At 61.4% G+C, this 26,066-nt stretch carries 23 protein-coding genes and 1 pseudogene; 13 read left to right on the plus strand and 11 right to left on the minus strand.

The window, feature by feature from the left end; all coding sequences use genetic code 11:
• Positions 1 to 119 precede the first annotated feature (119 nt).
• The 3 genes and pseudogenes from ACW9IB_RS15730 (at position 120) to ACW9IB_RS15740 (ending at position 2,798) form a co-directional block, all read left to right on the plus strand.
• Positions 120 to 521 (plus strand): YbaN family protein, encoded by a 402-nt coding sequence (locus ACW9IB_RS15730; protein WP_457414371.1) that lies wholly within the window; start codon positions 120 to 122, stop codon positions 519 to 521.
• 279 nt (positions 522 to 800) lie between these two features.
• Positions 801 to 1,940 (plus strand): annotated as a pseudogene (locus ACW9IB_RS15735) (PDC sensor domain-containing protein); the annotation flags it as partial.
• A gap of 102 nt (positions 1,941 to 2,042) precedes the next feature.
• Positions 2,043 to 2,798, plus strand: coding sequence for a methyl-accepting chemotaxis protein (locus tag ACW9IB_RS15740; RefSeq protein WP_457414413.1), 756 nt, complete (start codon positions 2,043 to 2,045; stop codon positions 2,796 to 2,798).
• A gap of 135 nt (positions 2,799 to 2,933) precedes the next feature.
• Here ACW9IB_RS15740 and ACW9IB_RS15745 read toward each other — a convergent pair whose 3' ends face one another.
• The gene (locus ACW9IB_RS15745) at positions 2,934 to 3,497 is read right to left on the minus strand and encodes a nitroreductase family protein (protein ID WP_457414373.1); all 564 of its coding nucleotides are present in this window, start codon (positions 3,495 to 3,497) and stop codon (positions 2,934 to 2,936) included.
• 139 nt (positions 3,498 to 3,636) lie between these two features.
• On the opposite strand from ACW9IB_RS15745, the gene ACW9IB_RS15750 reads away from it, so the two are divergent.
• The 5 genes from ACW9IB_RS15750 to ACW9IB_RS15770 all read left to right on the plus strand — a co-directional run bounded on the left by ACW9IB_RS15750 (position 3,637) and on the right by ACW9IB_RS15770 (position 11,575).
• Positions 3,637 to 5,064: a di-heme oxidoreductase family protein gene (locus ACW9IB_RS15750; RefSeq protein WP_457414375.1), complete on the plus strand. Its 1,428-nt coding sequence runs from the start codon at positions 3,637 to 3,639 to the stop codon at positions 5,062 to 5,064.
• Between the two features lie 31 nt (positions 5,065 to 5,095).
• Positions 5,096 to 6,160, plus strand: coding sequence for an imelysin family protein (locus ACW9IB_RS15755; protein ID WP_457366176.1), 1,065 nt, complete (start codon positions 5,096 to 5,098; stop codon positions 6,158 to 6,160).
• A gap of 2 nt (positions 6,161 to 6,162) precedes the next feature.
• A complete protein-coding gene (locus ACW9IB_RS15760) occupies positions 6,163 to 7,260 on the plus strand; it encodes a DUF1513 domain-containing protein (protein WP_457414415.1) in 1,098 nt (365 codons plus the stop codon).
• 145 nt (positions 7,261 to 7,405) lie between these two features.
• Positions 7,406 to 8,536, plus strand: a complete 1,131-nt coding sequence (locus ACW9IB_RS15765; RefSeq protein WP_457366175.1) for an efflux RND transporter periplasmic adaptor subunit — start codon at positions 7,406 to 7,408, stop codon at positions 8,534 to 8,536.
• Between the two features lie 3 nt (positions 8,537 to 8,539).
• Positions 8,540 to 11,575 carry a multidrug efflux RND transporter permease subunit gene (locus ACW9IB_RS15770; protein WP_457414377.1) on the plus strand — a complete coding sequence of 1,012 codons (3,036 nt, stop codon included), beginning with the start codon at positions 8,540 to 8,542 and terminating at the stop codon, positions 11,573 to 11,575.
• Positions 11,576 to 11,636: 61 nt separating this feature from the next.
• On the opposite strand, the gene ACW9IB_RS15775 is transcribed toward ACW9IB_RS15770, so the two are convergent.
• The 5 genes from ACW9IB_RS15775 to colR all read right to left on the minus strand — a co-directional run bounded on the left by ACW9IB_RS15775 (position 11,637) and on the right by colR (position 15,408).
• A complete protein-coding gene (locus ACW9IB_RS15775; protein WP_457366173.1) occupies positions 11,637 to 11,864 on the minus strand; it encodes a hypothetical protein in 228 nt (75 codons plus the stop codon).
• Positions 11,861 to 12,580 carry a lipopolysaccharide kinase InaA family protein gene (locus tag ACW9IB_RS15780; RefSeq protein WP_457366172.1) on the minus strand — a complete coding sequence of 240 codons (720 nt, stop codon included), beginning with the start codon at positions 12,578 to 12,580 and terminating at the stop codon, positions 11,861 to 11,863. The genes ACW9IB_RS15775 and ACW9IB_RS15780 overlap by 4 nt, the downstream gene beginning before the upstream one ends.
• 4 nt (positions 12,581 to 12,584) lie before the next feature.
• Positions 12,585 to 13,265 (minus strand): class I SAM-dependent methyltransferase, encoded by a 681-nt coding sequence (locus ACW9IB_RS15785; RefSeq protein ID WP_457414379.1) that lies wholly within the window; start codon positions 13,263 to 13,265, stop codon positions 12,585 to 12,587.
• A 189-nt stretch (positions 13,266 to 13,454) separates the two neighbouring features.
• Complete coding sequence (locus ACW9IB_RS15790) at positions 13,455 to 14,735, minus strand: sensor histidine kinase (RefSeq protein ID WP_457414381.1); 1,281 nt, start codon at positions 14,733 to 14,735, stop codon at positions 13,455 to 13,457.
• Positions 14,725 to 15,408, minus strand: coding sequence for a two-component system response regulator ColR (gene colR, locus ACW9IB_RS15795; RefSeq protein ID WP_457366169.1), 684 nt, complete (start codon positions 15,406 to 15,408; stop codon positions 14,725 to 14,727). The genes ACW9IB_RS15790 and colR overlap by 11 nt, the downstream gene beginning before the upstream one ends.
• Positions 15,409 to 15,662: 254 nt before the next feature.
• On the opposite strand from colR, the gene ACW9IB_RS15800 reads away from it, so the two are divergent.
• The 3 genes from ACW9IB_RS15800 to ACW9IB_RS15810 all read left to right on the plus strand — a co-directional run bounded on the left by ACW9IB_RS15800 (position 15,663) and on the right by ACW9IB_RS15810 (position 19,163).
• On the plus strand, positions 15,663 to 16,361 hold the full coding sequence (locus ACW9IB_RS15800) for a response regulator transcription factor (protein WP_457366214.1): 699 nt from the start codon (positions 15,663 to 15,665) through the stop codon (positions 16,359 to 16,361).
• Entirely contained in the window at positions 16,351 to 17,649 is a 1,299-nt protein-coding gene (locus ACW9IB_RS15805; RefSeq protein ID WP_457414383.1) for a sensor histidine kinase, read from the plus strand. The genes ACW9IB_RS15800 and ACW9IB_RS15805 overlap by 11 nt, the downstream gene beginning before the upstream one ends.
• 83 nt (positions 17,650 to 17,732) lie before the next feature.
• Positions 17,733 to 19,163: a glycosyl hydrolase family 8 gene (locus tag ACW9IB_RS15810; protein WP_457414384.1), complete on the plus strand. Its 1,431-nt coding sequence runs from the start codon at positions 17,733 to 17,735 to the stop codon at positions 19,161 to 19,163.
• Positions 19,164 to 19,238: 75 nt separating this feature from the next.
• Here ACW9IB_RS15810 and groL read toward each other — a convergent pair whose 3' ends face one another.
• The 5 genes from groL to ACW9IB_RS15835 all read right to left on the minus strand — a co-directional run bounded on the left by groL (position 19,239) and on the right by ACW9IB_RS15835 (position 23,866).
• Positions 19,239 to 20,885: a chaperonin GroEL gene (gene groL / locus ACW9IB_RS15815; RefSeq protein ID WP_457366166.1), complete on the minus strand. Its 1,647-nt coding sequence runs from the start codon at positions 20,883 to 20,885 to the stop codon at positions 19,239 to 19,241.
• Positions 20,886 to 20,935: 50 nt separating this feature from the next.
• Positions 20,936 to 21,232, minus strand: coding sequence for a co-chaperone GroES (locus ACW9IB_RS15820; RefSeq protein ID WP_016971149.1), 297 nt, complete (start codon positions 21,230 to 21,232; stop codon positions 20,936 to 20,938).
• A 245-nt stretch (positions 21,233 to 21,477) separates the two neighbouring features.
• Positions 21,478 to 21,954: an FxsA family protein gene (locus ACW9IB_RS15825; protein WP_457414385.1), complete on the minus strand. Its 477-nt coding sequence runs from the start codon at positions 21,952 to 21,954 to the stop codon at positions 21,478 to 21,480.
• A 66-nt stretch (positions 21,955 to 22,020) separates the two neighbouring features.
• A complete protein-coding gene (locus tag ACW9IB_RS15830; RefSeq protein WP_457414386.1) occupies positions 22,021 to 22,752 on the minus strand; it encodes a HugZ family pyridoxamine 5'-phosphate oxidase in 732 nt (243 codons plus the stop codon).
• A 106-nt stretch (positions 22,753 to 22,858) separates the two neighbouring features.
• Positions 22,859 to 23,866: a DUF481 domain-containing protein gene (locus tag ACW9IB_RS15835; protein ID WP_457366162.1), complete on the minus strand. Its 1,008-nt coding sequence runs from the start codon at positions 23,864 to 23,866 to the stop codon at positions 22,859 to 22,861.
• 201 nt (positions 23,867 to 24,067) lie between these two features.
• Between ACW9IB_RS15835 and ACW9IB_RS15840 the strand changes: the two genes are divergently transcribed.
• Both ACW9IB_RS15840 and ACW9IB_RS15845 read left to right on the plus strand, forming a co-directional pair.
• On the plus strand, positions 24,068 to 24,382 hold the full coding sequence (locus ACW9IB_RS15840) for an MGMT family protein (RefSeq protein ID WP_457414417.1): 315 nt from the start codon (positions 24,068 to 24,070) through the stop codon (positions 24,380 to 24,382).
• 43 nt (positions 24,383 to 24,425) lie between these two features.
• Positions 24,426 to 25,958: an AmpG family muropeptide MFS transporter gene (locus tag ACW9IB_RS15845; protein ID WP_457366161.1), complete on the plus strand. Its 1,533-nt coding sequence runs from the start codon at positions 24,426 to 24,428 to the stop codon at positions 25,956 to 25,958.
• Positions 25,959 to 26,066 lie beyond the last annotated feature (108 nt).

Raw genomic sequence — 26,066 nt, forward strand, 5'->3', positions numbered from 1 at the left:
TTGGTTGGGGAGTGGGGTGGGGAGGTGGGTAGTGCGTTGGTTGACACACTGTGTTTGCGCGCAAGCCCGCTCCCACATTTAGATCTCATTTCAAATCGATTTTCTGTGATCCCCCACCTATGACCGGCAAACCCCAACCCCCGTCGAAAATCGCGCAGCTCCTGTTCGGTCTGCTGGCCTACGTCAGCCTGGGCATCGGGTTGGTGGCGATTGTCGTGCCGGGCTTGCCCACTACCGAATTCATCCTGCTGGCCGCCTGGGCCGCCACCAAAAGCTCGCCACGCCTGAGTGCCTGGCTGGAAAACCACCGCTTGTTCGGGCCGATCCTGTTCAACTGGCGCAACGGCAAGATCATCGCCCGCCGGGCCAAGATCAGCGCCACGGTCAGCATGCTGTTGTGCGCCGGCTTGATGCTGGTGATGCTCGATCACGGCTGGCCCGTCTACCTGGCGATTGCCGGCATGGGCCTGGGCAACCTGTGGATCTGGTCACGCCCCGAGCGGCTTGCACGGCCCGTATAACGCCGCCTCCAGGGTTTTCCTACCACTCATCGCCTGCTCCTCATGAAACCCTCGCCCGCGCCGATTCCACAGACATGGCGCCGAACGGACTTGGCTCGCCCAGCTTGCATTCCAACAAGTCCATTCGCGAGTGAACCTATGTTCAATACCCTCTCCATCCGCTTGAAAATCGTGCTGCTGTCCGGGCTGTGCCTGCTGGGCGTGATTGCGTTGATCATCAGCATCAACCTCTACGAGACCAACCAGAACGACCAGTTGATCAGCGATTCGAGCTCGCGAATGCTCACCCAGAGCGTGCAGAACCTGTTGCAGGCCAAGGCCGCAGAGCAAGCCGTGCAGTTGCAGAAAACCTTCGGCGAAAGCCTGACCGTCATCACGGCACTGGCCGACCAGGTCAAAGACCTGCGCGCGACGGCGACCAGGCGCGGGCTGGAGGCCGGGGCGCTGCGTGAAGAACTCAACCAGCGCCTCAAAACCACCTTCGAGCGCAACAGCAAAGTGCTGGGCATCTGGCTGTCGTTCGAACCCAATGGCCTGGATGGCAAAGACAGTGAGTTCATCGACGACAAAGCGCGGGTCTCCAACGAGAAAGGCCGCTTCTCCAGCTACTGGAGCCGGGCCGGCGGCGAAGGTTTGAACACGATCATGGTCGAAGACGACCTGACCAAGACCACCGCCAACCTCAGCGGCACGCCCTACAACATCTGGTACACCTGCCCACGGGACACGCGCAATGTCTGCCTGCTGGACCCGTACGCCGATGAAGTGGCGGGCAAAACCATGCTCATGACCACCATTGCCCTGCCGCTGCTGGTGGATGGCAAGGTGATCGGCGTGGTCGGGGTCGACCTTGCGCTCAACACCCTGCAAGCGACCACCGACGTGGCTCAGAAAGAGCTGTTCGACGGCGCGGCGCACCTGGAAATCCTCTCCGCCACCGGCCTGATCGCCGCCTACAGTGGCCAGCCCGACAAGGTCGGCAAAAACCTGATCGACACCCTCGGCACCGAAGGCAAGGAAATCGTGCAGTTGCTCGCCAGCGACACCCGCATGATCCGCGAACAGGACGACACCATTCGCGCCGTTTACCCGGTCAAGCCAATTGCCGACGCCAAAGCCTGGGGGGTGGTGATCAAACTGCCCAAGAGCGTGATGCTCGCCGACAATTTGAAGCTGCAAGGTGTACTCGACAAAGCCCAGGCGGCGGGCATGCTCAAGGCCCTGCTGGTAGGTGCCGCGGCCGCCCTGCTCGGCCTGCTGCTGATCTGGCTGACCGCCACCGGCGTGACCCGACCGATCAACAGCGTGGCCACCATGCTCAAGGACATCGCCAGCGGTGAAGGCGACCTCACCCAGCGCCTGACCTACGCCAAAAACGACGAACTGGGCGCCCTGGTGAACTGGTTCAACCGTTTCCTCGACAAGCTGCAACCGACCATCGCCCAGATCAAGCAAAGCATCACCGAAGCGCGGGGCACCGCTGACCAGTCATCCGCCATCGCCCGCCAGACCAGCGAAGGCATGCAGGTGCAGTTCCGTGAAATCGACCAGGTGGCCACGGCCTCCAATGAAATGAGCGCCACCGCCCATGATGTCGCCAACAGCGCATCCAACGCCGCCAGCGCGGCACGCGGCGCGGACCAGTCGGCGCGCGAAGGCATGTCGATCATCGAACAGAGCACCCGCGACATCACCACCCTGGCCGAAGAAGTCAGCAAGGCGGTGCATGAAGTGGAGGCCCTGGCCGTCAACAGTGATCAGATCGGCCAGGTACTGGAAGTGATCCGCAGCATTGCCGAGCAGACCAACCTGCTGGCCCTCAACGCGGCCATCGAAGCGGCACGCGCCGGGGAAAGCGGCCGTGGTTTTGCGGTGGTGGCCGACGAAGTGCGCAACCTGGCCAAGCGCACCCAGGATTCGGTCGAGGAAATTCGCCTGGTCATCGAACGCATCCAGAGCGGCACCCGTGGCGTGGTCGCGACCATGCATTCCAGCCAGCATCAGGCCCAGAGCAATGCCGGGCAAATTCATCACGCAGTACAGGCACTGGGCAAGATCAGCGATGCGGTCACCGTGATCAGCGACATGAACCTGCAAATCGCCAGCGCCGCCGAACAACAAAGCGCAGTGGCCGAAGAGGTCAACCGCAACGTCTCGGCGATCCGCACCGTGACCGAAACCCTCACGGGGCAAGCGACTGAATCGGCAGCGATCAGCAGCCAACTCAATGCGCTGGCGACGCAGCAAATGAAGTTGATGGATCAGTTCAAGGTGTAGACGCTTACTCGAACCCCATGAAAAACCCTGTGGGAGCCGGGCTTGCCCGCGATGGCGGTGGGTCAGCAATAACTATATTGACTGACACACCGCCATCGCAGGCAAGCCAGCTCCCACATTTGGATCACCTGCAAATTAACGCCCGGGCCAGGCTTGAACGAACGCGGCCACATCTTCTTTAGGCGCCGTACGCGGCGGGTTCTGCGGCGTACCCAGGTACAGGAAGCCAATCACTTCTTCGTCCGCCGTCAGCCCCAGGCCCTCGGCAACGTGGGCCGAGTAGGACAACTCACCCGTACGCCACACAGCACCGATTTCCTGAGCGTAAGCCGCCAGCAGGATACCGTGCGCCGCGCAGGCCGCCGCCAGCCGCTGCTCGGACTTCGGCACCTTGAAGTGCTCTTGCAGGCAGGCAATCACCACCACCACCAGCGGCGCGCGCAGCGGGCCGTTCTGGGCCTTGTCGATGGCGGCTTGCGGGGCGTCGGCGTCTTGCAGGCGCGCAGCCTCGGCCAGCAGCGTGCCCATCTTCTCGCGAGCGGCGCCTTCCACCGTCAGGAAGCGCCAAGGCCGCAACTGACCGTGGTCGGGAGCCCGCATGGCAGCGGCGAACAGCACATCGCGTTGCTCCTGGGTCGGCGCCGGTTCCAGCAGACGCGGCACGGAAACACGATTGAGCAAAGCGTCGAGAGCCTGCATGGGCCACCTCCAGAAAAAAATGTGCGGCCATTCTAGCGGGATTGGCGCGCAATCCACCAAACGATAATTGCTCTTATTCATTGAGCCCCGCCCTGTTAGACTTTGCGACCTCATTTTCAGCTCTGGTTCAGGAAACTCGATGCTCCGTCCGCTTTTTCGCCTGTGCGCAGCGTTGCTGGCCTTGAGCCTGACCGCCTGCGATGACGCCCCTCGTTTCACCAAGGCTGAGCCGGGTGAATCGAAGTCCGGCGGCGCGACCACGGTGAACAAGCGCGACCAGAACGCGTTCTCCCTGCCCTCGGCCAACCTGGCCCCCACCCGCCGCCTGGATTTCAGCGTCGGCAACAGTTTCTTTCGCAGCCCCTGGGTGATCGCCCCCTCGACCACCACCGCCCGTGATGGCCTGGGCCCGCTGTTCAATACCAATGCCTGCCAGAACTGCCATATAAAAGACGGGCGCGGTCATCCGCCATTGCCGGACGCGCCCAATGCGGTATCGATGCTGGTGCGCCTGTCGATTCCCGATGCGGCGTCCCATGCCCGGCTCATCGAGCAAATCGGCGTGGTGCCCGAGCCGGTCTACGGCGGGCAGTTGCAAGACATGGCCGTGCCGGGCGTCGAGCCGGAAGGCAAGGTGCGGGTCGACTACACGCCCGTCCCGGTCACCTTCAAGGACGGCACCGTGGTCGAACTGCGCAAGCCCGACCTGCAAATCACCCAACTTGGCTACGGCCCGATGCATCCGGATACCCTGTTCTCCGCACGCATCGCCCCGCCGATGATCGGCCTGGGCCTGCTCGAAGCCATCAGCGACGCCGATATCCTGCGCAACACCAACCCCAGTACCGCCGACAAGGAAGCCATTGTCGGCCGCGCGAATTGGGTGTGGGATGACGCCCAACACAAAACCGTCCTCGGACGTTTTGGCTGGAAAGCCGGGCAACCCAACCTCAATCAACAAAATGTTCACGCGTTTTCTGGTGATATGGGCCTCACCACGTCCCTGAGACCCTTTGATGACTGCACCGACGCCCAAGTCGCCTGCAAACAGGCGCCCAATGGCAACGGCCCCGATGGCGAGCCCGAAGTCAGCGACAATATCCTGCGCCTGGTGTTGTTCTACACCCGCAACCTGGCGGTTCCGGCACGCCGGGGCGCCAATACGCCTCAGGTGCTGGCCGGCAAGAACCTGTTCTACCAGGCCGGTTGCCAGGGTTGTCACAAGCCCTCGTTCACCACGGCGGCCACTGCCGCCGAACCTGAATTGGCCAACCAAGTGATTCGCCCCTACAGCGACCTGTTGCTGCACGACATGGGACCGGGCCTGGCCGACCAGCGCAGCGAATTCAAGGCCGGTGGCCGCGACTGGCGCACGCCGCCGTTGTGGGGCATCGGCCTGACGCAAACCGTGAGCGGTCATACCCAGTTTCTGCATGACGGCCGCGCCCGCAACCTGCTGGAAGCCGTGCTCTGGCACGGCGGCGAAGCCCAGGCGGCGCAGCAACATGTGTTGTCCTTCAATGCCGAGCAGCGTGCCGCGTTGCTGGCGTTCCTGAATTCTTTATAAGCTTTGCCCCACTGACAGAAGGGAGCTCGACATGTTCCGTCCCAAGTTGTTGTTCACCAGCCTGGCCGCCCTCGCCCTCGGCGCCTGTTCACCCCAGGACCCGCAAGCCGTGACCTCGGCGGCCATCGCCAAGCAGGTGATCCTGCCGACCTACAGCCGTTGGGTCGAAGCCGACCGCCAGCTGGCCGTCAGCGCCCTGGCCTACTGCCAGGGCAAGGAGAGCCTGGAGACCGCGCGCGCCGATTTCCTCCACGCACAAAAAGCCTGGGCCGAGCTGCAACCGCTGCTGATCGGCCCGCTGGCTGAAGGCAACCGTTCGTGGCAGGTGCAGTTCTGGCCGGACAAAAAGAACCTGGTGGGTCGTCAGGTCGAGCAACTGGTCGCCGCCCAACCGCAGATCGACGGTGCCGCCCTGGCCAAGTCCAGCGTGGTGGTGCAGGGCCTGTCGGCCTACGAATACATCCTCTACGACGCTAAGACCGATATCGCCGACGACGCGCAAAAAGCCCGTTATTGCCCGCTGCTGGTCGCCATCGGCGAACGCCAGAAAACCCTGGCCGAAGAGATCCTGGCCAGTTGGAACAGCACCGACGGCATGCTCGCGCAGATGACCAAGTTTCCGAACCAGCGTTACGCCGATTCCCACGAGGCCATCGCCGATCTGCTGCGCGTGCAGGTGACCGCACTGGACACCCTCAAGAAAAAACTCGGCACGCCCATGGGCCGCCAGACCAAAGGCATCCCGCAACCGTTCCAGGCTGACGCGTGGCGCAGCCAGTCGTCCCTGCAAAGCCTGGAAGCCAGCCTTGCCGCCGCGCAAACGGTCTGGGTCGGCGTCGACAACAAGGGCCTGCGTGGCCTGTTGCCGGCGGATCAGAAAGCCTTGGCCGACAAGATCGATGCCGCCTATGCCGCGTCCCTGAAACTCTTCGCCAGCAACCAGCGCAGCCTCAACGAGCTGTTGAATGACGACGCCGGGCGCCAGCAACTCAACGACATCTATGACAGCCTCAACGTCGTCCATCGCCTGCACGAAGGCGAGCTGGCCAAGGCGCTGGGCATTCAATTGGGCTTCAATGCCAACGACGGTGACTGATGATGCTCAGGCGACAGGCTTTGGCCGTTGGCAGCGTACTGCTCAGTGCCCTCACCCTGGGCGGTTGGACGCTGTTCAAGCAAAAGGGCAAGGGCCCGCTGCTGCTGTCGGCGCGCGATGATGCGGACGGCAACCACTATGCCGTCGGCTATCGGCTGGATGGCAAGCCGGTGTTCGTCACCCAGGTCGGCCAGCGCTGCCACGACATCATCAACCACCCGACACTGCCGATCGCACTGTTCGTCGCCCGTCGCCCGGGTACCGAGAGTTACCTGATCGACCTGCGTGATGGCGCGCTGTTGCAAACCATCACCTCCCAACCCCATCGCCATTTCTATGGTCATGCGGTCATCCACAACAGCGGCGACTGGCTGTACGCGACAGAAAACGACACGTCCGACCCGGGTCGTGGGTTGCTCGGCGTGTATCAGTTCGAAGGTGAGCGGCTGGTGCACAGAGGCGAGATTTCCACCCACGGCATCGGCCCGCACCAGGTGTCGTGGATGCCCGACGGCGAAACCCTGGTAGTGGCCAACGGCGGCATTCGCACCGAAGCCGAAAGCCGCGTGGAGATGAACCTCGATGCCATGGAACCGAGCCTGGTGCTGATGCACCGCGATGGCACGTTGATCAGCAAGGAAGCCCTGGGCCAGCAGATGAACAGCGTGCGCCACATGGGCATCGCCAGCGACGGGACCATCCTCACCGGGCAGCAGTTCATGGGGCCGTCTCAGGAGCGTTCCGAACTGCTCGCGATCAAACGCCCGGGGCAACCTTTCGTGGCTTTCCCGGTGGCCGACGAGCAACTGCACGCCATGGGGCACTACACCGCCAGCGTTGCGGTGCACAGCGAACTGCGCCTGGTGGCGCTGACCGCTCCCCGAGGCAACCGCTTCTTTATCTGGGACATGGACAGCTTTGAGCTGCGCCTGGACGGGCCGCTGCCGGACTGTGCCGGCGTGGGCGCGGTGGCGGACGGGTTTGTCGTGACGTCGGGCCAGGGCCGTTGCCGTTTCTACGATTGCCGTCAGAAACAGTTGGTTGCAAAACCGCTGGAATTGCCGGCAGGGCTCTGGGACAACCATCTCCACCTGATCTGAAATGCTCGGCTGGCAGGAGCCGGTTGCCGGCCCCTGCCAGTGTTTTATCTGTCAACACTACCGGGTGGAAACCCCTCCATACTCGGAGTAATGTTCCGAGCTTGTCGGTCCCCCCTCTGTCTCAGGTTTTCCAAGGAAACGGAATATGCTGCGCCGTCGCATGCTGATCATGTTGGGTGTTGTCCTGTTAATCGTCCTGCTGCTGGGGGGCTACAAGGCCTTTTCCATCTATCAGCAGATTCAGGGCTTCTCCAAACCCAAGCCCCCCGTGAGTGTGGCCGTCGCCGTGGCGACCGAGCAGCCCTGGCAGCAACGCTTGCCGTCGGTGGGTACGCTCAAGGCTTTGCAGGGGGTCAACCTGAGCCTGGAGATCGCAGGGACGGTCAAGGACGTGCAGTTCGCTTCAGGGCAGAAGGTCAAGGCCGGGCAACCCCTGGTGCAACTGGACAGTGCCGTGGAAAGCGCCTTGCTCGAAACCGCCCAGGCCGACTTGGGCCTGGCCCAACTGGATTACGGTCGCGGCAGCCAACTGGTGGGAAGCCAGGCGATCTCCAAAGGCGAGTTCGACCGCCTCTCCGCGCAACTGCAGAAGAACAAGGCCACGGTCAACCAACTCAAGGCCTCCCTGGCGAAAAAACACATTGTCGCGCCATTCAGCGGCACCATCGGCATTCGCCAGGTGGACGTGGGTGACTACCTGGCCAGCGGCACGGTGATCGCCACCCTGCAAGACATCAGCAGCCTCTACGTCGACTTCTTTATCCCCGAGCATTCGGTGCCCAAGGTCGCCCTCGGCCAGGCCGTACAGGTGGAAGTCTCGGCCTACCCGGGCCAGCAGTTCCCCGGCACTGTCAGCGCGATCAACCCCAAGGTGGAGAGCACCACGCGCAATGTGCTGGTCCGCGCCACCCTGGCCAATCCGGACGGCAAGCTGCTGCCCGGCATGTTCACCAGCCTTGAAGTGCTGCTGCCCAACCCGACCGCGCAGATCGTGGTGCCTGAAGGCGCCATGACCTACACCCTTTACGGCAACTCGGTATACGCCGTGGCCCAGAAAAAAACCGCGAATGGCGACGTGGAAAAAGACGCCCATGGCCAGCCTGTACTGATCGCCGAACGGCGTTTTGTGGAAACCGGCGAACGTCGGGGCGGCCTGGTACTGGTGAGCAAGGGCTTGAAAGCCGGTGAGCAGGTGGTCAGCGCCGGTCAGCTCAAACTGGACAACGGCACCCCGATTGCCATCAGCCCGGACAAAAACCTGCCGGCAGGGCACTGAGCCATGAAGTTCACAGACGTTTTTATCCGCCGCCCCGTATTGGCCATGGTGGTCAGCCTGCTCATCGTACTGCTGGGTTTCCAGGCCTACAGCAAGTTGCCGCTGCGCCAGTACCCGAACATGGAAAACGCCCTGATCACGGTGACCACCGCCTACCCCGGCGCCAACGCCGAGACCATCCAGGGCTATATCACCCAGCCGTTGCAACAGAGCCTGGCCAGCGCCGAAGGGATCGACTACATGACCTCGGTGAGTCGCCAGAATTTCTCGGTGATTTCCATCTATGCGCGCATCGGCTCCAACAGCGACCGGCTGTTCACCGAGTTGCTGGCCAAGGCCAACGAGGTCAAGAACAAGCTGCCCCAGGACGCCGAAGACCCGGTGCTGAGCAAGGAAGCCGCCGACGCCTCGGCACTGATGTACATCAGCTTCTCCAGCCAGGAACTGAACAACCCGCAGATCACCGACTACCTGTCACGGGTCATCCAGCCCAAGCTCGCGACCCTGCCCGGCATGGCCGAAGCGGAAATCCTGGGCAATCAGGTATTCGCCATGCGTATCTGGCTGGACCCGGTCAAGCTCGCCGGTTTCGGCTTGAGCGCCAGCGATATCAGCGATGCGGTACGTCGCTACAACTTCCTCTCCGCCGCCGGTGAGCTGAAGGGCGAACTGGTGGTCACCAGTATCAATGCCAACACCGACCTCAAGTCGGCCGAAGCCTTTGGTGCGATCACGGTCAAGACCGATGGCGACAGCCGCGTGTTGCTGCGGGATGTGGCACGGGTGGAAATGGGCGCGGAGAACTACAACGCAATCAGCTCGTTTGGCGGCACGCCGTCGGTGTACATCGGCATCAAGGCCACGCCCAGCGCCAACCCGCTGGACGTGATCAAGGAAGTGCGCAAGATCATGCCGGAGCTGGAGTCCCAGTTGCCGCCCAACCTCAAGGCGGAAATTGCCTACGACGCCACGCTGTTTATCCAGGCGTCCATCAACGAGGTGGTCAAGACACTGTTCGAAGCCGTGCTGATCGTGATCGTGGTGGTGTTCCTGTTCCTCGGCGCCCTGCGCTCAGTGGTGATCCCGGTGATCACCATCCCGCTGTCGATGATCGGCGTGCTGTTTTTCATGCAACTGATGGGCTACTCCATCAACTTGCTGACCCTGCTCGCGATGGTGCTGGCCATCGGTCTGGTGGTGGACGATGCGATCGTGGTGGTGGAGAACATCCATCGCCACATCGAAGAAGGCAAGACACCGCTGGATGCCGCACTGGAAGGTGCCCGGGAAATCGCCCTGCCGGTGGTGTCGATGACCATCACCCTGGCGGCGGTGTATGCGCCCATCGGTTTTCTCGAAGGTCTCACCGGGGCGCTGTTCAAGGAGTTCGCCCTGACCCTGGCCGGGGCGGTGATCATTTCCGGCATCGTGGCCCTGACGCTGTCGCCGATGATGTGTGCACTGCTATTGCGCCATGACGAGAACCCATCGGGGCTGGCCCACCGCCTGGACCTGATTTTCGACAGCCTCAAGCGCCGCTACCAAAGCATGCTGCACGGCACGTTGAACACCCGCCCGGTGGTGATCGTGTTCGCCCTGATCGTGCTGTGCCTGATCCCGGTATTCCTCAAGTTCACCCAGTCACAGCTCGCACCGGACGAAGACCAGGGCATCATCTTCATGATGGCCAGCGCCCCGCAGCCCGCCAACCTGGAATACCTCAACACCTACACCGACGAGTTCATCAAGATCTTCAAGGAGTTCCCCGAGTACTACTCGTCGTTCCAGATCAACGGTTTCAACGGTGTTCAATCGGGCATCGGCGGTTTCCTGCTCAAACCGTGGAACGAGCGCAGTCGCACTCAAATGCAGATCCTGCCCCAGGTGCAAAACCGCCTGGAGCAGATTCCCGGCCTGCAAGTGTTCGGCTTCAACCTGCCGTCCCTGCCGGGTACCGGTGAAGGCTTGCCATTCGGCTTTGTAATCAACACCGCCAACGACTATGAGTCGTTGCTGGACGTGGCCAACCGTGTGAAGAAACGCACCATGGAGTCGGGCAAGTTCGCATTCCTCGACATTGACCTGGCGTTCGACAAACCCGAAGTGGTGGTGGATATCGACCGCGCCAAGGCCGCGCAGATGGGCGTGTCGATGCAGGACCTCGGCAGCACCCTGGCGACGCTGCTGGCGGAAGCGGAAATCAACCGTTTTACCCTCGACGGACGCAGCTACAAGGTCATCGCCCAGGTCGAGCGCGCCTACCGCGACAATCCCGACTGGCTGAACAACTACTACGTGAAAAATGCCAAGGGCGAACTGCTGCCGTTGTCGACCCTGATCACCCTCAGCGACCGCGCACGCCCCCGGCAGTTGAACCAGTTCCAGCAACTGAACTCTGCGCTGATCTCCGGCGTTCCGCTGGTGAGCATGGGTGAGGCGATCAGCACCGTACGCCAGATTGCCGACGAAGAAGCGCCCCCGGGCTACGCCTACGATTACAGCGCCTCGTCCCGGCAATATATCCAGGAGGGCAGCGCGCTTTGGGTGACGTTCGGGCTGGCACTGGCGATTATCTTCCTGGTGCTGGCCGCACAGTTCGAGAGCTTCCGCGACCCGCTGGTGATCCTGGTAACGGTCCCGCTGTCGATCTGCGGCGCACTGATCCCGCTGTTCCTGGGCTGGTCAACGATGAATATCTACACCCAGGTGGGGCTGGTGACACTGATCGGGTTGATCAGCAAGCACGGGATCCTGATCGTCGAATTTGCCAACCAGTTGCGCAAGGACAAGGGCCTGTCACCCCGGCAAGCGGTTGAAGAAGCGGCGGCGATTCGTCTGCGTCCGGTATTGATGACCACCGCCGCGATGGTATTCGGCATGGTGCCGCTGATTCTCGCCAGCGGCGCCGGCGCCGTCAGTCGGTTCGATATCGGTACGGTGATCGCGACGGGAATGTCCATCGGCACACTGTTTACGCTGTTTGTCTTGCCTTGCGTCTATACCTTGCTGGCCAAGCCGGACAAACCAGCCGCCGTTTGAGACACCTACGCAAAAAAAGGGCCTTGCATCGCAAGGCCCTTTTCTGGGGGTTTCAATAGTTTCAACTTTGCGGCCTCAACCCTTGAGACATTCCAAACATGAACAGCAACAGCTCGTGATCGGGCTTGGCCGCCACACCAACCTTGGCCACGCGTGGCAGCAGGCATTGCCCGCTACCTTGCGCCGCGCTGAGCACTTGGGTGCGAGGCAGTTCCCATGCCGCCAGGCTCAGGGCGGCAACGCCCAAAGCCCCCAGCAGGAACAAACCTCGTGCTATTTCTAGCTTCATCTGGTTAAACCCTTGATAGCGCTGCCAAACGCCGTCTCGTAAAAGTAGCTGAGTTTTTTCCAGTCAGTGTCGTTCCACGACGAATGGCGACGCAGTTGCAGCATGTCGTGGGAAGCGGCCCGATAAGCGGTCAAGCGTTGGCGGCACTTTTCAAAATCCAGCAGCGCCACTTCCACATTGGCCGAATCGCCCTCGCCGGTCACCCGCACAAAGATATGCTTGATGTACAGGCAACCGTGCTGCCAGCGCCCTCGGTGCATGCGCGCAAGGGTCGAAGCCAACTCCTTGAGCAAGCGCTCGTGCACCTGTTCGCCATACTGTTCACGGCCACCGGCGGCGTACCAGTTTTCGATTTCGTCGAAACCGTCCAGCGCGGCCGTGACCAGCAACGCCTTCCACTGATGCTGCGGGTCGCGGCGGGCCTCGCAGAACACCAGTTCCGGCACCCGCACGTCCAGCAAACGCAAGCCCCGCAAGGCATCTCGTTCGCGCAGAACGGTGGGGCGACCGAAAGGGTGGAGCCAACTGCGGTAGATGTGTCCGGTCTGGCGCTTGCTGTAGAGCAGGCGGCCATTGGGGCCCTTCACCCGCTGTACCCCACTCTCGCCACCGCGTCGGCGGTTGGGCTCCTCGACCCATTCACCCTGCTGACGCCAGAAATAATCGAATCGTTCTTCAGGAGCTACGTGACTGCCTGCTACGCCTTCAAATGCCATCCTGTTACCTCTTACGCAATACATACACTCGCCACATGGCGTAGAGCGGTATGAAGTCCAGGGATTCCTGAACACGGAAACCGGCTTGCTCGAACTCTGCCTCAACAGTAGCAGCCGGTAACACAAACCGATTTTGGTAACCTTCCTGCTCACCTTTTTCGCGACGACGCTCCTCGGCGCGCTTGCGTTTCCAGGCCTTGAAATTGCCGTCCACCCACAACGAAAGGATCACACTGTCGCGGGTGACACGCTGAAACTCCCGCAGAATCGCCAGCCGGTGCGCTGGGTCACCAATGTGGTGCATCAGGCGCATGCAGAAAATGCTGTCGACCGAGTTATCCGGCAAGTTGATATCAAAGGCTGACGTGTGCAAGGGCCGTACCCGTTTCACCACTTCCGCCGGTTGGGCGGCCGTGGCGACCTTGAGCATCGACTCCGAATTGTCGGCGCCGATGATCATGCGGTTGGGCTTTTCGGCCAGCAGCGGCCAGAAACGTCCGGCCCCGCAGGGCAAGTCCAGCACCAGGCCAGGCTCGCCGGCCATGGCCAGTGCGCCGCGCGCCAATTGCTCGTCGCGTTTGTGGGACAACCGGCGTGCCAGATTGTCCTGATGTTTGAGCAAATATTTTTGCGCGTGCTGATCGTCGTACTTTTCGGAAAATTCGAGCTTGGTCGGGGTAGACATCAACGGATCTCCAGTTGCTGATGCCTACCACCTTAAATTTCGAACTGTGATCAACAGGTCAACCAGTTGTGAAAATCTTGTCCTGTCCAATCCCATACATTTCAAGACTTTACAGATACAAGCAGTGGCCTGGGGCCATCTTCGCCGAAAAGCGGGGGATCTGCCGCAGGATAGCGGCAGGCAGACCGGTCAGGCGTTGACCCGACTCAACTCGACATGAAAGCGGCAACCATTGGGCTCCATGGTACTGAGACTGACGCTCCAGCCCTGGTTTTCGCAGATGCGCTGAACCAGGGACAGGCCCAGGCCCAAGCCCTCGCCGCGCTTCTCATTGCCTCGCACGAAGGGTTCGAACATGGCTTCGCGCTTGTCTTCGGGGATGCCTACGCCGCTGTCCTCGACCACAAAACCGCTCGGTTCCAGGGTGAGGCGGATAAACCCCTGCTCGGTGTAGTGCAAGGCGTTGCGCAGCAGGTTGCCCATTACGGCATGCAGGAAGGTGGCGTTGTAACGCGTATCCAGCGGGGTGCCCGGCTGGTAGATCAACTCAAGCCCCTTGCGCTCGATGGGGTCCCGCCAGATGCCGAGCAAATCGTCGGCCACCTGCACGAGGCTGACCTGCGGCGACATGGTGCCGTCATCATGCTCGGCACGGGCCAGCATGAGGAAGGTTTGCACCAGTTCGCGCATTTCCTCGCTGGCACGGGCGATCCGCTCCACCTGTTTGCGCCCGCGCTGATCGATGGCCGGGTTTTCCAGCAGCAGCTCACAGGAACTGGCCAGCACCATCAGGGGTGTGCGCAACTCATGGCTCACATCGCTGGTAAACAGCTGTTCGCGGGACAGCGCCTGGCGCAACCGACCCAGGGTAGCGTCAAACGCCACAGCCAGCTCGCCCACCTCATCCGCCGCATAGTCGGGCGCCAGGGGCGGCGCCAGACCCAGCAACTGATCGCGATGACGCACCTGGCGGGCCAGACGCACCACCGGCGCCATCACCTTGCGCGCCAATACCCAACCGAGGAACACCGCCAGCGCCAGGCTGAGCACGAAGCCCACCAGCACCACGGCAAACAGCACGCGCTCGCGTTCCTCGAAATCGCTCTGGTCTTGCAGCAGCACATAGCGGCGGCCATCCACCACTTCGACCATGGCGTGGTACGACAGCGCTTCGCGAAACACCTCATGAAACCCCGGCTCCAGGTGCCGCAGGTCCTTGGGCAATTCGAAATCCCCACGGCCACCGCTGAAGTAGAACAACTGGTCCGGCTCGGGTCGGTGGCTCCAGTCCTCCACGCTGTCCATCAGCAGCAAGCGTTGCAGGTCGCCGCCCAGGCCTGCGGAAATCAGTTTTTCTTCCACCAGGTGCACCGTCGCGACGATCCCCATCGCGAAGGCCCCGGCCACCAGCGCACTCATCAGCGCAAAGGCGATGATGATCCGCTGGGCAAGGCTTTGCTTAAACTCCATCGCGGCCCTCGGCCAGGCGATAACCCACGCCGTGCACCGTATGCAGCAACGGTTTGGCGAATGGCTTGTCGATCACTTGACGCAATTGGTGAACGTGGCTGCGCAGGCTGTCACTGTCCGGGCAATCATCGCCCCACAGGGCTTCTTCAAGGATTTCGCGGCGCAGCACATGAGGACTCTTTTGCATCAGCACCGCCAGCAACTTCAGACCCACCGGGTTGAGCCTGAGCAGTCGCCCTTCGCGGGTGACTTCCAGGGTGTCCAGGTCATAACTCAGGTCGGCCACCTGCAACGTGCGGCGCCCACCGCCCTGGGCACGACGCAGCACCGCTTCGATGCGCGCGGCCAGCTCCGACAAGGCAAACGGCTTGAGCAGGTAGTCATCGGCGCCGGACTTGAAGCCCTGCAGCCGGTCATCCAACTGGTCACGGGCGGTAAGCATGATCACTGGCGTGTCACGGCGTGCGTCTTCGCGCAGACGCTTGCACAGGGTGTAACCATCGATACCGGGCAGCATGATGTCGAGTACGATCAAGTCGTAATGCTCGGTCGCCGCCAGGTGCAAGCCCGACAAACCGTCCTGCGCACAGTCCACGGTGTAGCCTTTGAGCCCCAGGTAATCCGCCAGGTTGGCCAGAATATCGCGGTTGTCTTCAACCAATAGAATTCGCATGGGCATTGTCTCCGTACGCAGTAACGGCCGTGATGGCTCGCGCAGCTTAAGGGCAAGTGTGGCTCAGGGATAGACCTGTGCGGCTTGCCGATAAGTATTTTCAACCAACTTTCAAAAATGACGAGATTTTCACTATAGCTTCACACCCTGACGACAGCGCACGCGCGAACATTCACTCCAAACACACGGCGCTTGCCTCGCCCCGGGCAAGCGCGTGACACTTGCGCCCTTCCTCCGGCAACGACGCTTCGTTCATGCCTGAAACCCTGCTACTGATTGAAGATGACCGCCCTTTGGCCGCGCTGACGGCCGAGTTCCTGCGTGCCGAAGGTTTTACCGTTGCGGTGGAGCACCGTGGTGATCGCGCCGCCCAGCGTATCCGCGACGAACAGCCGGCGCTGCTGATCCTGGATGTGATGCTGCCGGGCATCGACGGTTTCACCTTGTGCCGGCAGATTCGCGACAGCTACCCCGGGTTGATCCTGATGATGACGGCGCTGGATGAAAACGCCGAACAGCTCACCGGGTTCAACCTCGGAGCCGACGACTACGTGGTCAAACCCGTCGACCCATTGCTGTTGCTGGCACGGATCCGTTCGTTGTTGCGCCGCCACCCGCAGGCACCGCGAACGGTGTATCAGTGGGGCGGCTTCAAGCTGGAACTCGACAGCCATCTGGCCTGGCTCGACGAAACCCCATTGCAGTTCTCGGTTGCCGAGTTCGAACTGCTGGCGATCTTCGCCCGCCACCGGGGTGTGCTGCTCACCCGGGAAAAACTCCTGCAAAGTCTGCGCGGCCTGGCCTACGACGGGCTCAACCGTTCCATCGATATGCGCGTGTCACGCCTGCGCAAAAAACTGATGAGCCTGGCATGCCCGGTGACCATCCAGACCATCACTGCCCAAGGCTACCTGTTCGTCGAAATCCCCCAGGGAGCCGCACATGTTGAGTAAGGTGCGCCCATGGATGGCCGGCGTGACAGGTGTTGCCTGGGCGGGTGTGACGTTTTATCTGCTGTGGCTGTGCGCCAACGCGGCGGTGTATATCGGCGACTACAGCTTTTTGCGCTTGATGGCCGGGCCGGCATATCTGGTGGCGCAGGAGATCAGGGACCTGCCGCCCGAGGAACGCGAAACCCACATGGAAGCGCTGCGTACACGCTTCCAGTACCCGTTGACGCTGGTGGCGATGGAAGACCTCGAGCTGCCGCCGGAAGCGTTGGTGATGCTCAAGCACCAGCAGCCGGCGCAGAACAGCGATGAAGACACCACCTATTTTCCGCTGGACGATGAAACCTTGATCCAGTTCGGCCCGATGTGGAGTACGGCCACCGCCAAGGACCTGGTGCAACTGCCTGTCTATTGGGTGACGGCAGCCGTGGCAAGCCTGCCCCTGGTGATGCTGATGTGGGCCGCTGCACGCTCACATCGCAAACGGCGCACCGATCTCGCGGCGCTCAACCAATGCCTGGCGACCCTGGCGCACGCGCCCAATGCTTTGCTACCGCCCCTGGATAAGGAATGGACGCCGTTGCTGGTGACCTTGCAACAGCATGCCCAGGCGATCAGCGCCATGAACGATCGCCATCGAGAAGTCTCCCAGGCAGTGTCCCACGAGCTGCGCACGCCCCTGGCACGCATGCGTTTTGCCCTGACGCTATTGGGAAAAAGCGAGGATCTGGCCACTCGCACCCGCTTGCAGGAGCGCCTGCAAACCGACGTCGAAGAACTTGAAGCCCTGGTGCGCGCCAGCCTGGCCTTTGCACGGCTGGCCAGTGCGCCTGCCGACCTGCACCACGAACCGATCAACCTGCGCGACTGGCTGTATCAGGAGTTTGCCCTGCTGGACGGGCATCATCGACGGCTGAGCCTGGACACCGAACCCGCGCACCTGGAACTGATCGGCGACCGCGCGCTGCTTCACCTGATTGTGCGTAACTTGCTGAGCAATGCCATCACCTACGCCCGCGATCAGGTGTGCGTCAGCGCCAGTTATCAGGGTGAACAGCATCTGGTGCTGCATGTGGACGACGACGGCCCCGGGGTGCTGGCAGAGAACCGCGAAAAAATCTTCGAGCCCTTTGTGCGACTCTCCCAGGGTGGCGACGAGCCCGGCGGCTTCGGCCTGGGCTTGGCGTTGGCCAAACGCGCCACCCAGTGGCACCGTGGCGAACTTTCGGTCAGCCGCAGCCCCCTGGGCGGCGCACGCATGAGCCTGGTCCTGCCGCTGCGCCCCTCCTAGGCTGCGTGTTACAGCCTGTGACAGCCAGGCGCCTGAGCTGCTCGTAACCTCCCCAGCTGAATTTCAGGTTGGAGAGCCCACCCATGCGTCCCTCGAAGCAGCCTTTGTCAGGGCTGGTACTGTCGCTGAGCATCGCTGCCGGCGCATTACTCGCAGGCCCGGCTTCGGCGTTTAGCCAGGCCACGCCGTATTACCCTGGTTCGATCAGGCCCAATCACCTTTCCCAGGTGATCATGGACCATCAACTGCTCATGTTTTATCGCGCATGGAAGGCGCTTTACCTGTCCACCGAATGCGGCGACGGCCGATATTTCGTCAAAGTCAACGCCGATGGCAAGCCAGTCGGCGGGGGCAGCGCACCCGAAACCATCACCGTTTCCGAAGCCCATGGCTACGGCATGTTGCTCAGCGTGATGATGGCGGGCGAAGACCCCGACGCCCGGAAAGTCTTCGATGGCATGGTGCGCTACTTCGAGGACCACCCGGCCAAGTCAGACCCGGGGTTGATGGCCTGGAACCAGGTAAAAGGGTGCACCAACGCCACGGGCCGCTTCCGTGGCGAAGCCAGTGCCACGGACGCCGATCTGGACATCGCTTACGCCTTGTTGCTGGCGGACAAGACCTGGGGCAGCGACGGCGCGATCGACTATCGACGCCATGCCAACAGTGTGCTGGCCGCCATCCTCAAACACGAAGTGCACCCACGCACCCATCACTTGATGCTCGGCGACTGGGCGGGAATGGACGGTGACCTCGAGCTGGAATACACCACACGCACTTCGGACTTCATGCAATCGTACCTCTACAGCTTTTATGAAATGACCGGCGACAAGCGCTGGCGAGCGGTGCGCGACAAAACCTATTCGATCATCGATACCTTCACCCAGCGCTACACGCCCGACAGCGCACTGGTACCGGACTTCATCAGCCACCTCGCCACTGGCCCCACGCCTGCACGCGCCGAACTGCTGGAAGACAAACATGATGGTGACTACGCGTGGAATGCCGCCCGCTACCCTTGGCGCATCGGCCTGGATTACCTGATGTACGGGGACACCAGGGCCCTGCACACCCTGACCACATTCAATCATTGGGCTCGCACCACCACCCGCGACGACCCGAGCGAATTCAGCGATGGCTATCGGCTTAACGGCAAGCCTGTCGACGAGGCCTCAGGCGACCCGGCCTTCCTGTCGGCCCTCGGGGTCAGCGCGATGGTCAGCCCCGACAATCAACCCTGGCTTAATAATATCTGGGACAACCTGCAACATCGCTCGATCAAAGCCCATGACTATTACGCCAACACCCTGAAACTGCTGGGCATGGTGGTCATGTCCGGCCATTGGGAGCGGCCCAGGCCCACGGCCGCAAAGAAACTCGCTCACCTGCCTGTCGTTCGTTCACTCGGTCCAGTTGCTGCGCCGCAACCCCTGGCCGTCATGCCGAACACCCCACTGATGTTGGCTCGCGGTATGACTTTCAAGAAGCTGCTGCGGCGTGGGCCGCTCGGCTGAACGGTTCAAGGCGCATAAAAAAACCCCGCCTGCATCGCTGCAGGCGGGGTTTTTCAGTACAGGGGTAAGGCTGGCTTACATCATGCCGCCCATGCCACCCATGCCGCCCATGTCTGGCATGCCGCCGCCAGCTGGAGCATCTTTCTTCGGTGCTTCAACGATTCCGACTTCGGAGGTGATCAGCAAGCTGGCAACCGAAGCAGCTGCCTGCAGTGCAGAACGGGTCACCTTGGTTGGGTCCAGGATGCCCATTTCGATCATGTCGCCGTATTCGCCGGTCGCGGCGTTGTAACCGAAGTTACCTTGGCCGTTCTTGACTTCGTTGACGACAACGCTTGGCTCGTCGCCACTGTTGGCAGCGATCTGACGCAGCGGTGCTTCAACAGCGCGACGCAGCACAGCGATACCGACGTTCTGATCGGCGTTGTCGCCTTTCAGCTCCTTGATGGAAGACAGAGCACGGATCAGCGCAACGCCACCGCCAGGCACCACGCCTTCTTCAACGGCTGCACGGGTAGCGTGCAGGGCGTCTTCAACGCGGGCTTTCTTCTCTTTCATTTCAACTTCGGAACCCGCACCCACCTTGATCACCGCAACGCCGCCGGACAGCTTGGCCAGACGCTCTTGCAGTTTTTCACGGTCGTAGTCCGAGGAAGTCTCGGCAACCTGGGCACGGATCTGAGCGATACGGCCTTCGATGTCGACTTGAACGCCAGCACCGTCAACGATGATGGTGTTTTCCTTGGACAGGGTTACACGCTTGGCGCTGCCCAGGTTTTCCAGGGTAGCGCTTTCCAGGCTCAGGCCGATCTCTTCGGAGATGACGGTACCGCCGGTCAGAACGGCGATGTCCTGCAGCATGGCCTTGCGACGGTCGCCGAAGCCTGGGGCCTTGACGGCGGCGACTTTGACGATGCCACGCATGTTGTTCACAACCAGCGTTGCCAGGGCTTCGCCTTCAACGTCTTCAGCGACGATCAGCAGTGGGCGGCCAGCTTTGGCAACCGCTTCCAGCACAGGCAGCATTTCGCGAATGTTGGAGATCTTTTTGTCGACCAGCAGGATCAGCGGGCTGTCCAGCTCGGCAACCATGGTGTCTGGCTTGTTGACGAAGTACGGGGACAGGTAGCCACGGTCGAACTGCATGCCTTCAACGACCGACAGTTCGTTTTCCAGGCCAGTGCCTTCTTCAACGGTGATCACGCCTTCCTTGCCGACTTTTTCCATGGCTTCGGCAATGATGTCGCCGATGGAGTTGTCGGAGTTGGCGGAAATGGTGCCGACCTGCGCGATGGCCTTGCTGTCAGCGCAAGGCTTGGACAGGTTTTTCAGCTCTTTGACGATGGCCAGGGTGGCCTTGTCGATGCCGCGCTTGAGGTCCATCGGGTTCATGCCGGCAGCGACGGCTTTCAGGCCTTCGTTGACGATCGACTGGGCCAGAACGGTGGCGGTGGTGGTACCGTCGCCGGCGTCATCGTTGGCACGGGAGGCAACGTCTTTGACCAGCTGCGCGCCCATGTTTTCGAAACGGTCTTCCAGTTCGATTTCTTTGGCGACGGAAACGCCGTCCTTGGTGATGGTCGGAGCGCCGAAGCTCTTCTCGATGATCACGTTACGGCCTTTCGGGCCCAGGGTCGCTTTTACTGCGTCAGCCAGAACGTTGACACCAACGAGCATTTTCTTGCGGGCGGAATCGCCGAATTTAACGTCTTTAGCAGCCATGATCGATAATCCTTAAATACTTTGGAGTAACGGCAAAATGAGCGGGGAAATCAGCCTTCCAGTACAGCGAGAATCTCGTTCTCAGCCATGACCAGCAGGTCTTCGCCGTCAACTTTCACGGTGTTGCTGCCGGAGTAAGGGCCGAATACAACCTTGTCACCGACTTTGACGGCCAGAGCACGCACTTCACCGTTTTCCAGGGTTTTGCCCGGGCCGGCAGCGACGATCACACCGTGGTTGGCTTTTTCAGCAGCCGAACCTGGCAGAACGATCCCGCCGGCGGTTTTCTTTTCTTCTTCGCTGCGCTTGATAACGACGCGGTCGTGCAGAGGACGAAGCTTGCTCATTGTCGATCTCTCCTAATTGTGTTTTTCATCGGCCGGAGTCATTACCGGCGGGTTGTTATCCGGCTGTGCCGGTCGCGGTTCGCCGAGCGAAACGCGGAAGTCTGTTCGGTGTCGCCACCAGAAACCTTGCGGTGACCGATACATAAGGGCGCATAAGCTTATTACAAGGGGGCCCGGCAGATTTTTTTGTAGCGTATGGGGGTAAAAGCAACACGGCACCTCGAGGTGCCGTGCCAATGCAGCGATTATTTGCTGTCGCGGTGTTCGAACTCGCCTTCGATCACATCGCCTTCGCGCTCCAGGGGCTGGCGCGGAGCCGGGCCACCCCGGGGTTGCAGGTCGTCGGCGAACGCGCGCTGACGGATAGCGGCCTCTTCGGCGCGTTGGCGCATCTTGCCGGCCAGCAGTTTGCGGGTGAACGGCAGCAGCATGACCAGGCCGACCACATCGCTGATGAAGCCCGGCACGATCAGCAAGCCGCCGGCCAGGGCCATCATCAGGCCTTCAAGCATGGTCTGTGCGGGCAATTCGCCGCGGTTCAGGCTCTCACGGGCTCGCAGCGCCGTGGCCAGGCCGGCGACGCGCAGCACCAGCACGCCGAGCATCGAGCCGAGAATGATCAGCAACAGGGCCGGGAAAAACCCGATCGCACCGCTGACTTGAACGAATACGAACAGCTCCAACACCGGGAACAGCAGAAAGAGCAACAAAAAAGGGCGCATCAAATGGTTCCTCAACGCAAGAATGCCTTGCCAGTCCACCTTAGATGACGTCGCCGTTTCGTGAATTCAAGCGTCGGCAGACGCTTTTTTCGGCCAGACCTCGGCGCGGGCCAATGAAACCAGGGCTTCGCGCACTTGTGTCGGCGTGTTGCAAGGCTCTGCAAACGGTAGCCAGTGCAGCGCCTGGCCAATACGCAGGTGCATGCCTTCACTGTCAATGCCCGCCAGTTGTGCCGCCTCGCGGGTTGGCAGGCCGGCCAGGTCGACGTAATGGGCGATGGCCTTGGCGTGGTCGCTGTTCATGTGCTCGACCATGCTCAGCTCGGCCTTGCCGGCGAAGGGGTTGGCCAGGGTCAGTTGGTCGACCCAATGGATCGCTCCAAACCCGCCGATATAACGGTGGCGCACCGGCTTGAGCACCCAGAAATCAAAATCGTGGGCCTTGTGGTAGTTGGCCGACTCCGGGAAATAACGGTAATAGCGCTCGGCGGCCGCCTCGATGGCTGCCGCGTCTTCCAGCTTTTCGGCCTCGGCCAGGTAGGTCAGCCGCCCCACCGCCTGCACATCATCCGCCTCGCGCTCCCCCACCAGCAGTGAACACTTGGGGTCTTTCAGCAGGTTATGGGTGTGCTGGGCAATGCGGCTGATCAGAATCAGAGGGCGGCCCTGATCGTCCAGGCAATAGGGCACGACCGAGCCGAAAGGAAAGCCGGGCATGGCTTTGGACAATGTGGACAGCGCCCCACGGTATTCCTTGAGCAACAGCTCTCGGGCGTTCTTGGCAACCTGTGTGCTCAACCTGTGACTCCTCGGGTGTTCAGCCGCCCATGGCATATGGGAATGGATCTCAACACAAGGTAATCAATATCGGTGAGGGTTGCCAAGCGCGTTTTATCCGGCCTGGTTACCAGGCCACGCCAAAGCCCGCGGTGTAACGGGTCTTGCTCAAGCTGCTGTCCGAGTCGCCACTGATAATGTCGCGCTCGGCCTTGAGGTTGAGCGAGGCCCATTCGGTGACTTTGTAGCGCAGGCCCATCTCCGCATCGAGGGAATAGTCGACGGAGCCGCCAATGGGTTTGCCCAGTTCACCGGTGGTGAAGAACTCGACGGTCTTGCCCACCAGGTAGCGGTTGTAGTTCCACTTCATGGCTACGGAGTAGAAGTTTTCCTTGCCGCCGTCGGAATATTCGTAATCGGTACGGTTGACCAGCGAGCCCAGGGAGAACGCGCCCAGCTCATCATCCCAGAACTGGTAGCCGGGGCCGGTACCCACGGTGCGCTGACGTGACAGGTCTTCCACCTTGTCGCGTTTGTAGGTCAAGCGGCCCTGCCAGAACCAGTGTTCGGTGAGGAACCGGTCCAGATCGTATTCCAGGGCCCAGTTGTCGGTGGTGGTGACATCGTCCTGGAACTCACGGTTGTATTCACCCTGGCCAGTGTGACGCCATTGGCCATGACGGGCGGTGGTCTTGAAGTCGATGTCGTAGTCGTTGGTGTCTTTTTCGGCGCGTTTATAGTCCAGCGCCAGGTCGACGTTACCCTTCCATACCAGGTCTTCGATCACCGGTTTTGGCTTGATGATCTGCTGGATGCTCGCCAGCTCGACGGTCTTGGGCGCCTCGCCATTGGCCAGCACCACCTTGCCATCCTCCGCGGCTTTGAGGGACTTGGCCTTCTCGCCCGTGTACGCATCCTGCTTGACCAGCAGTTCCTGGTCGCTTTCCAACGTTTTCACCTGCTTCCAGTCGATGGGAATGGCACCCGCGTAGTCGGTCTGGACCAACAGCTTGCCGCCGTCGAAGACCTTGATCTTGCCGGTCAGGCGGTCACCGTTCTTCAACCAGACGGTATCGGCAAGCAAGGGCGTGGAGGCGCTGAACACAGCGAAGCACAGCAGGGTTCTGGACAACATAAGCAGATTCGGGGCTCGAGTTTGACAAAAAAGAAGGCATTATCGTGTTAGATGGCGTCTCAGGAAGGACTGACTCAAGGATTAGGGTTGAGTTCCCCTTTCATTACGATGCTTACAGACGTTTCTTACAAAAATGCCGACGTTTCAGACGGATGCCCCACAGTGAACCCATCAGCAGAAACCCCGCAAAGCCCCGCCGAGATGCGCCGCACGGCGTTGTACCTGACATTGGCCCAAGTGCCCGAGGGGTGCGTGGTGAGTTATGGCGAGCTGGCCCAACTTGCCGGTCTGGGCCGCGCGGCGCGCTGGGTGGGACGTACCTTGAGCCAATTGCCCGAGGACACCCGACTGCCCTGGCACCGGGTGCTGGGTGCCGGCGGTCGGATAAGCCTGCCCGTGGGCACGGTTTCGGGGGACGAGCAACGCGCGCGCTTGAGCAGTGAAGGCGTGACAGTACGGAACAATCGTGTGGATATTCGGCGTCATGGCTGGCGCCCGGTAGAGCACAGCGGTTAGAGTGCGCGCTTTGTTTCCGTAAATCTGAGGCAGACTCCAGCCCATGCCCCGTAAAACCTGGCGCGCCGCGCTCGCCGCTTATGCCAGCCCCTCGACGTTAGTGCTGTTGTTGCTCGGCTTTGCCGCCGGCCTGCCTTATATGTTGGTGTTCTCGACGCTTTCGGTGTGGTTGCGCGAGGCGGGTGTGGCCCGCGAAACCATCGGTTATGCCAGCCTGATTGGCCTGGCATATGCCTTCAAGTGGGTCTGGTCGCCGCTGCTCGACCAATGGCGACTGCCGCTGCTCGGTAAACTTGGGCGTCGCCGCTCCTGGTTGGTGCTCGCCCAGTCGCTTGTGATTCTCGGGTTGATCGGCATGGGCTTCTGCGACCCGCAGAAACACCTCTCCTGGCTGATCGCCATTGCCGTTATCGTCGCCTTCGCCTCCGCTACCCAGGACATCGCCGTCGACGCCTACCGCCTGGAAATCGCCGATGACAGCCGCCAGGCCGCCCTCGCCGCCAGCTATATGTCCGGTTATCGCATCGCAGCCCTGCTGGCTACCGCCGGTGCGCTGTTTTTCGCCGAGGGTTTCGGTTCCACCGGTTTCAACTATAAACACTCGGCCTGGACCGGCACCTACGTGCTGTTCGGCGTACTCATGGTGCCAGCCCTGCTGACCACCCTGTTCATGCGTGAACCCAATGTGCCGCTGCGCACCCAGTTGCAGGCAGGGCGCTACAGCTTCCTCCACCAATTGGTCTCGGTCTTCGTGCTGATCGTGCTGCTGGTGTCGGTACCGGCGACCTTTACCCAGCTGTACAACACCGATTTCGCCAGCGTGTTGTTCCACGGCGTCAGCCTGTGGGAACTGCTGATGGAAGACCGCGCCTTCCTGCGCGCCATTCTCTACATCACCCTCACCAGCCTGTGCCTGTCGGCCATGGGCCGTCGCGGGCTGGCGCCGGTGCTCACGCCGGTCAACGACTTTATCCTGCGCTATCGCTGGCAGGCGCTGCTGCTGCTGGGACTGATCGCGAGCTACCGCATGTCCGACACGGTCATGGGCGTGATGGCCAACGTGTTTTACATCGACCAGGGTTTTACCAAGGACCAGATCGCCGGGGTCAGCAAGATCTTCGGCCTGATCATGACCCTGCTCGGCGCCGGCATGGGCGGCCTGCTGATCGTGCGCTTCGGCATCCTGCCGATCCTGTTCATCGGCGGCGTGGCCTCAGCCGGCACCAACCTGCTGTTCGTGATGCTCGCCGACATGGGCCCGGATCTGCAGATGCTGATCTTCACCATTTCCCTGGACAACTTCAGCTCGGGCCTGGCCACCTCGGCCTTCGTGGCTTACCTCTCAAGCCTGACCAACCTCAAGTTCTCCGCCACCCAATACGCCCTGCTCAGTTCGATCATGCTGTTGCTGCCGCGCCTGATCGGCGGGTATTCGGGGGTCATGGTGGAAAAGTTCGGCTATCACAACTTCTTCCTGATCACCTGCCTGCTGGGTGTGCCGACGTTGTTCCTGATTGCACTGCATTGGTTTCAGGAGCATCGGCGGGCGAAGTTGAATCCGCCCCAGGTTGACTGACACGCCTCGATCAATGTGGGAGCTGGCTTGCCTGCGATGCAGACGACGTGGTGTATCTGAAACACCACGGTGACCCCATCGCAGGCAAGCCAGCTCCCACAAAAACAC

Source organism: Pseudomonas sp. SDO524_S393 (genome assembly GCF_054071875.1).

Coding starts and splice junctions, on each gene's coding strand:
- ACW9IB_RS15730 (WP_457414371.1), top strand. CDS start 120: ATGACCGGCAAACCCCAACCCCCGTCGAAAATCGCGCAGCTCCTGTTC.
- ACW9IB_RS15740 (WP_457414413.1), top strand. CDS start 2,043: ATGCAGGTGCAGTTCCGTGAAATCGACCAGGTGGCCACGGCCTCCAAT.
- ACW9IB_RS15745 (WP_457414373.1), bottom strand. CDS start 3,497: ATGCAGGCTCTCGACGCTTTGCTCAATCGTGTTTCCGTGCCGCGTCTG.
- ACW9IB_RS15750 (WP_457414375.1), top strand. CDS start 3,637: ATGCTCCGTCCGCTTTTTCGCCTGTGCGCAGCGTTGCTGGCCTTGAGC.
- ACW9IB_RS15755 (WP_457366176.1), top strand. CDS start 5,096: ATGTTCCGTCCCAAGTTGTTGTTCACCAGCCTGGCCGCCCTCGCCCTC.
- ACW9IB_RS15760 (WP_457414415.1), top strand. CDS start 6,163: ATGCTCAGGCGACAGGCTTTGGCCGTTGGCAGCGTACTGCTCAGTGCC.
- ACW9IB_RS15765 (WP_457366175.1), top strand. CDS start 7,406: ATGCTGCGCCGTCGCATGCTGATCATGTTGGGTGTTGTCCTGTTAATC.
- ACW9IB_RS15770 (WP_457414377.1), top strand. CDS start 8,540: ATGAAGTTCACAGACGTTTTTATCCGCCGCCCCGTATTGGCCATGGTG.
- ACW9IB_RS15775 (WP_457366173.1), bottom strand. CDS start 11,864: ATGAAGCTAGAAATAGCACGAGGTTTGTTCCTGCTGGGGGCTTTGGGC.
- ACW9IB_RS15780 (WP_457366172.1), bottom strand. CDS start 12,580: ATGGCATTTGAAGGCGTAGCAGGCAGTCACGTAGCTCCTGAAGAACGA.
- ACW9IB_RS15785 (WP_457414379.1), bottom strand. CDS start 13,265: ATGTCTACCCCGACCAAGCTCGAATTTTCCGAAAAGTACGACGATCAG.
- ACW9IB_RS15790 (WP_457414381.1), bottom strand. CDS start 14,735: ATGGAGTTTAAGCAAAGCCTTGCCCAGCGGATCATCATCGCCTTTGCG.
- colR (WP_457366169.1), bottom strand. CDS start 15,408: ATGCGAATTCTATTGGTTGAAGACAACCGCGATATTCTGGCCAACCTG.
- ACW9IB_RS15800 (WP_457366214.1), top strand. CDS start 15,663: ATGCCTGAAACCCTGCTACTGATTGAAGATGACCGCCCTTTGGCCGCG.
- ACW9IB_RS15805 (WP_457414383.1), top strand. CDS start 16,351: ATGTTGAGTAAGGTGCGCCCATGGATGGCCGGCGTGACAGGTGTTGCC.
- ACW9IB_RS15810 (WP_457414384.1), top strand. CDS start 17,733: ATGCGTCCCTCGAAGCAGCCTTTGTCAGGGCTGGTACTGTCGCTGAGC.
- groL (WP_457366166.1), bottom strand. CDS start 20,885: ATGGCTGCTAAAGACGTTAAATTCGGCGATTCCGCCCGCAAGAAAATG.
- ACW9IB_RS15820 (WP_016971149.1), bottom strand. CDS start 21,232: ATGAGCAAGCTTCGTCCTCTGCACGACCGCGTCGTTATCAAGCGCAGC.
- ACW9IB_RS15825 (WP_457414385.1), bottom strand. CDS start 21,954: ATGCGCCCTTTTTTGTTGCTCTTTCTGCTGTTCCCGGTGTTGGAGCTG.
- ACW9IB_RS15835 (WP_457366162.1), bottom strand. CDS start 23,866: ATGTTGTCCAGAACCCTGCTGTGCTTCGCTGTGTTCAGCGCCTCCACG.
- ACW9IB_RS15840 (WP_457414417.1), top strand. CDS start 24,068: ATGCGCCGCACGGCGTTGTACCTGACATTGGCCCAAGTGCCCGAGGGG.
- ACW9IB_RS15845 (WP_457366161.1), top strand. CDS start 24,426: ATGCCCCGTAAAACCTGGCGCGCCGCGCTCGCCGCTTATGCCAGCCCC.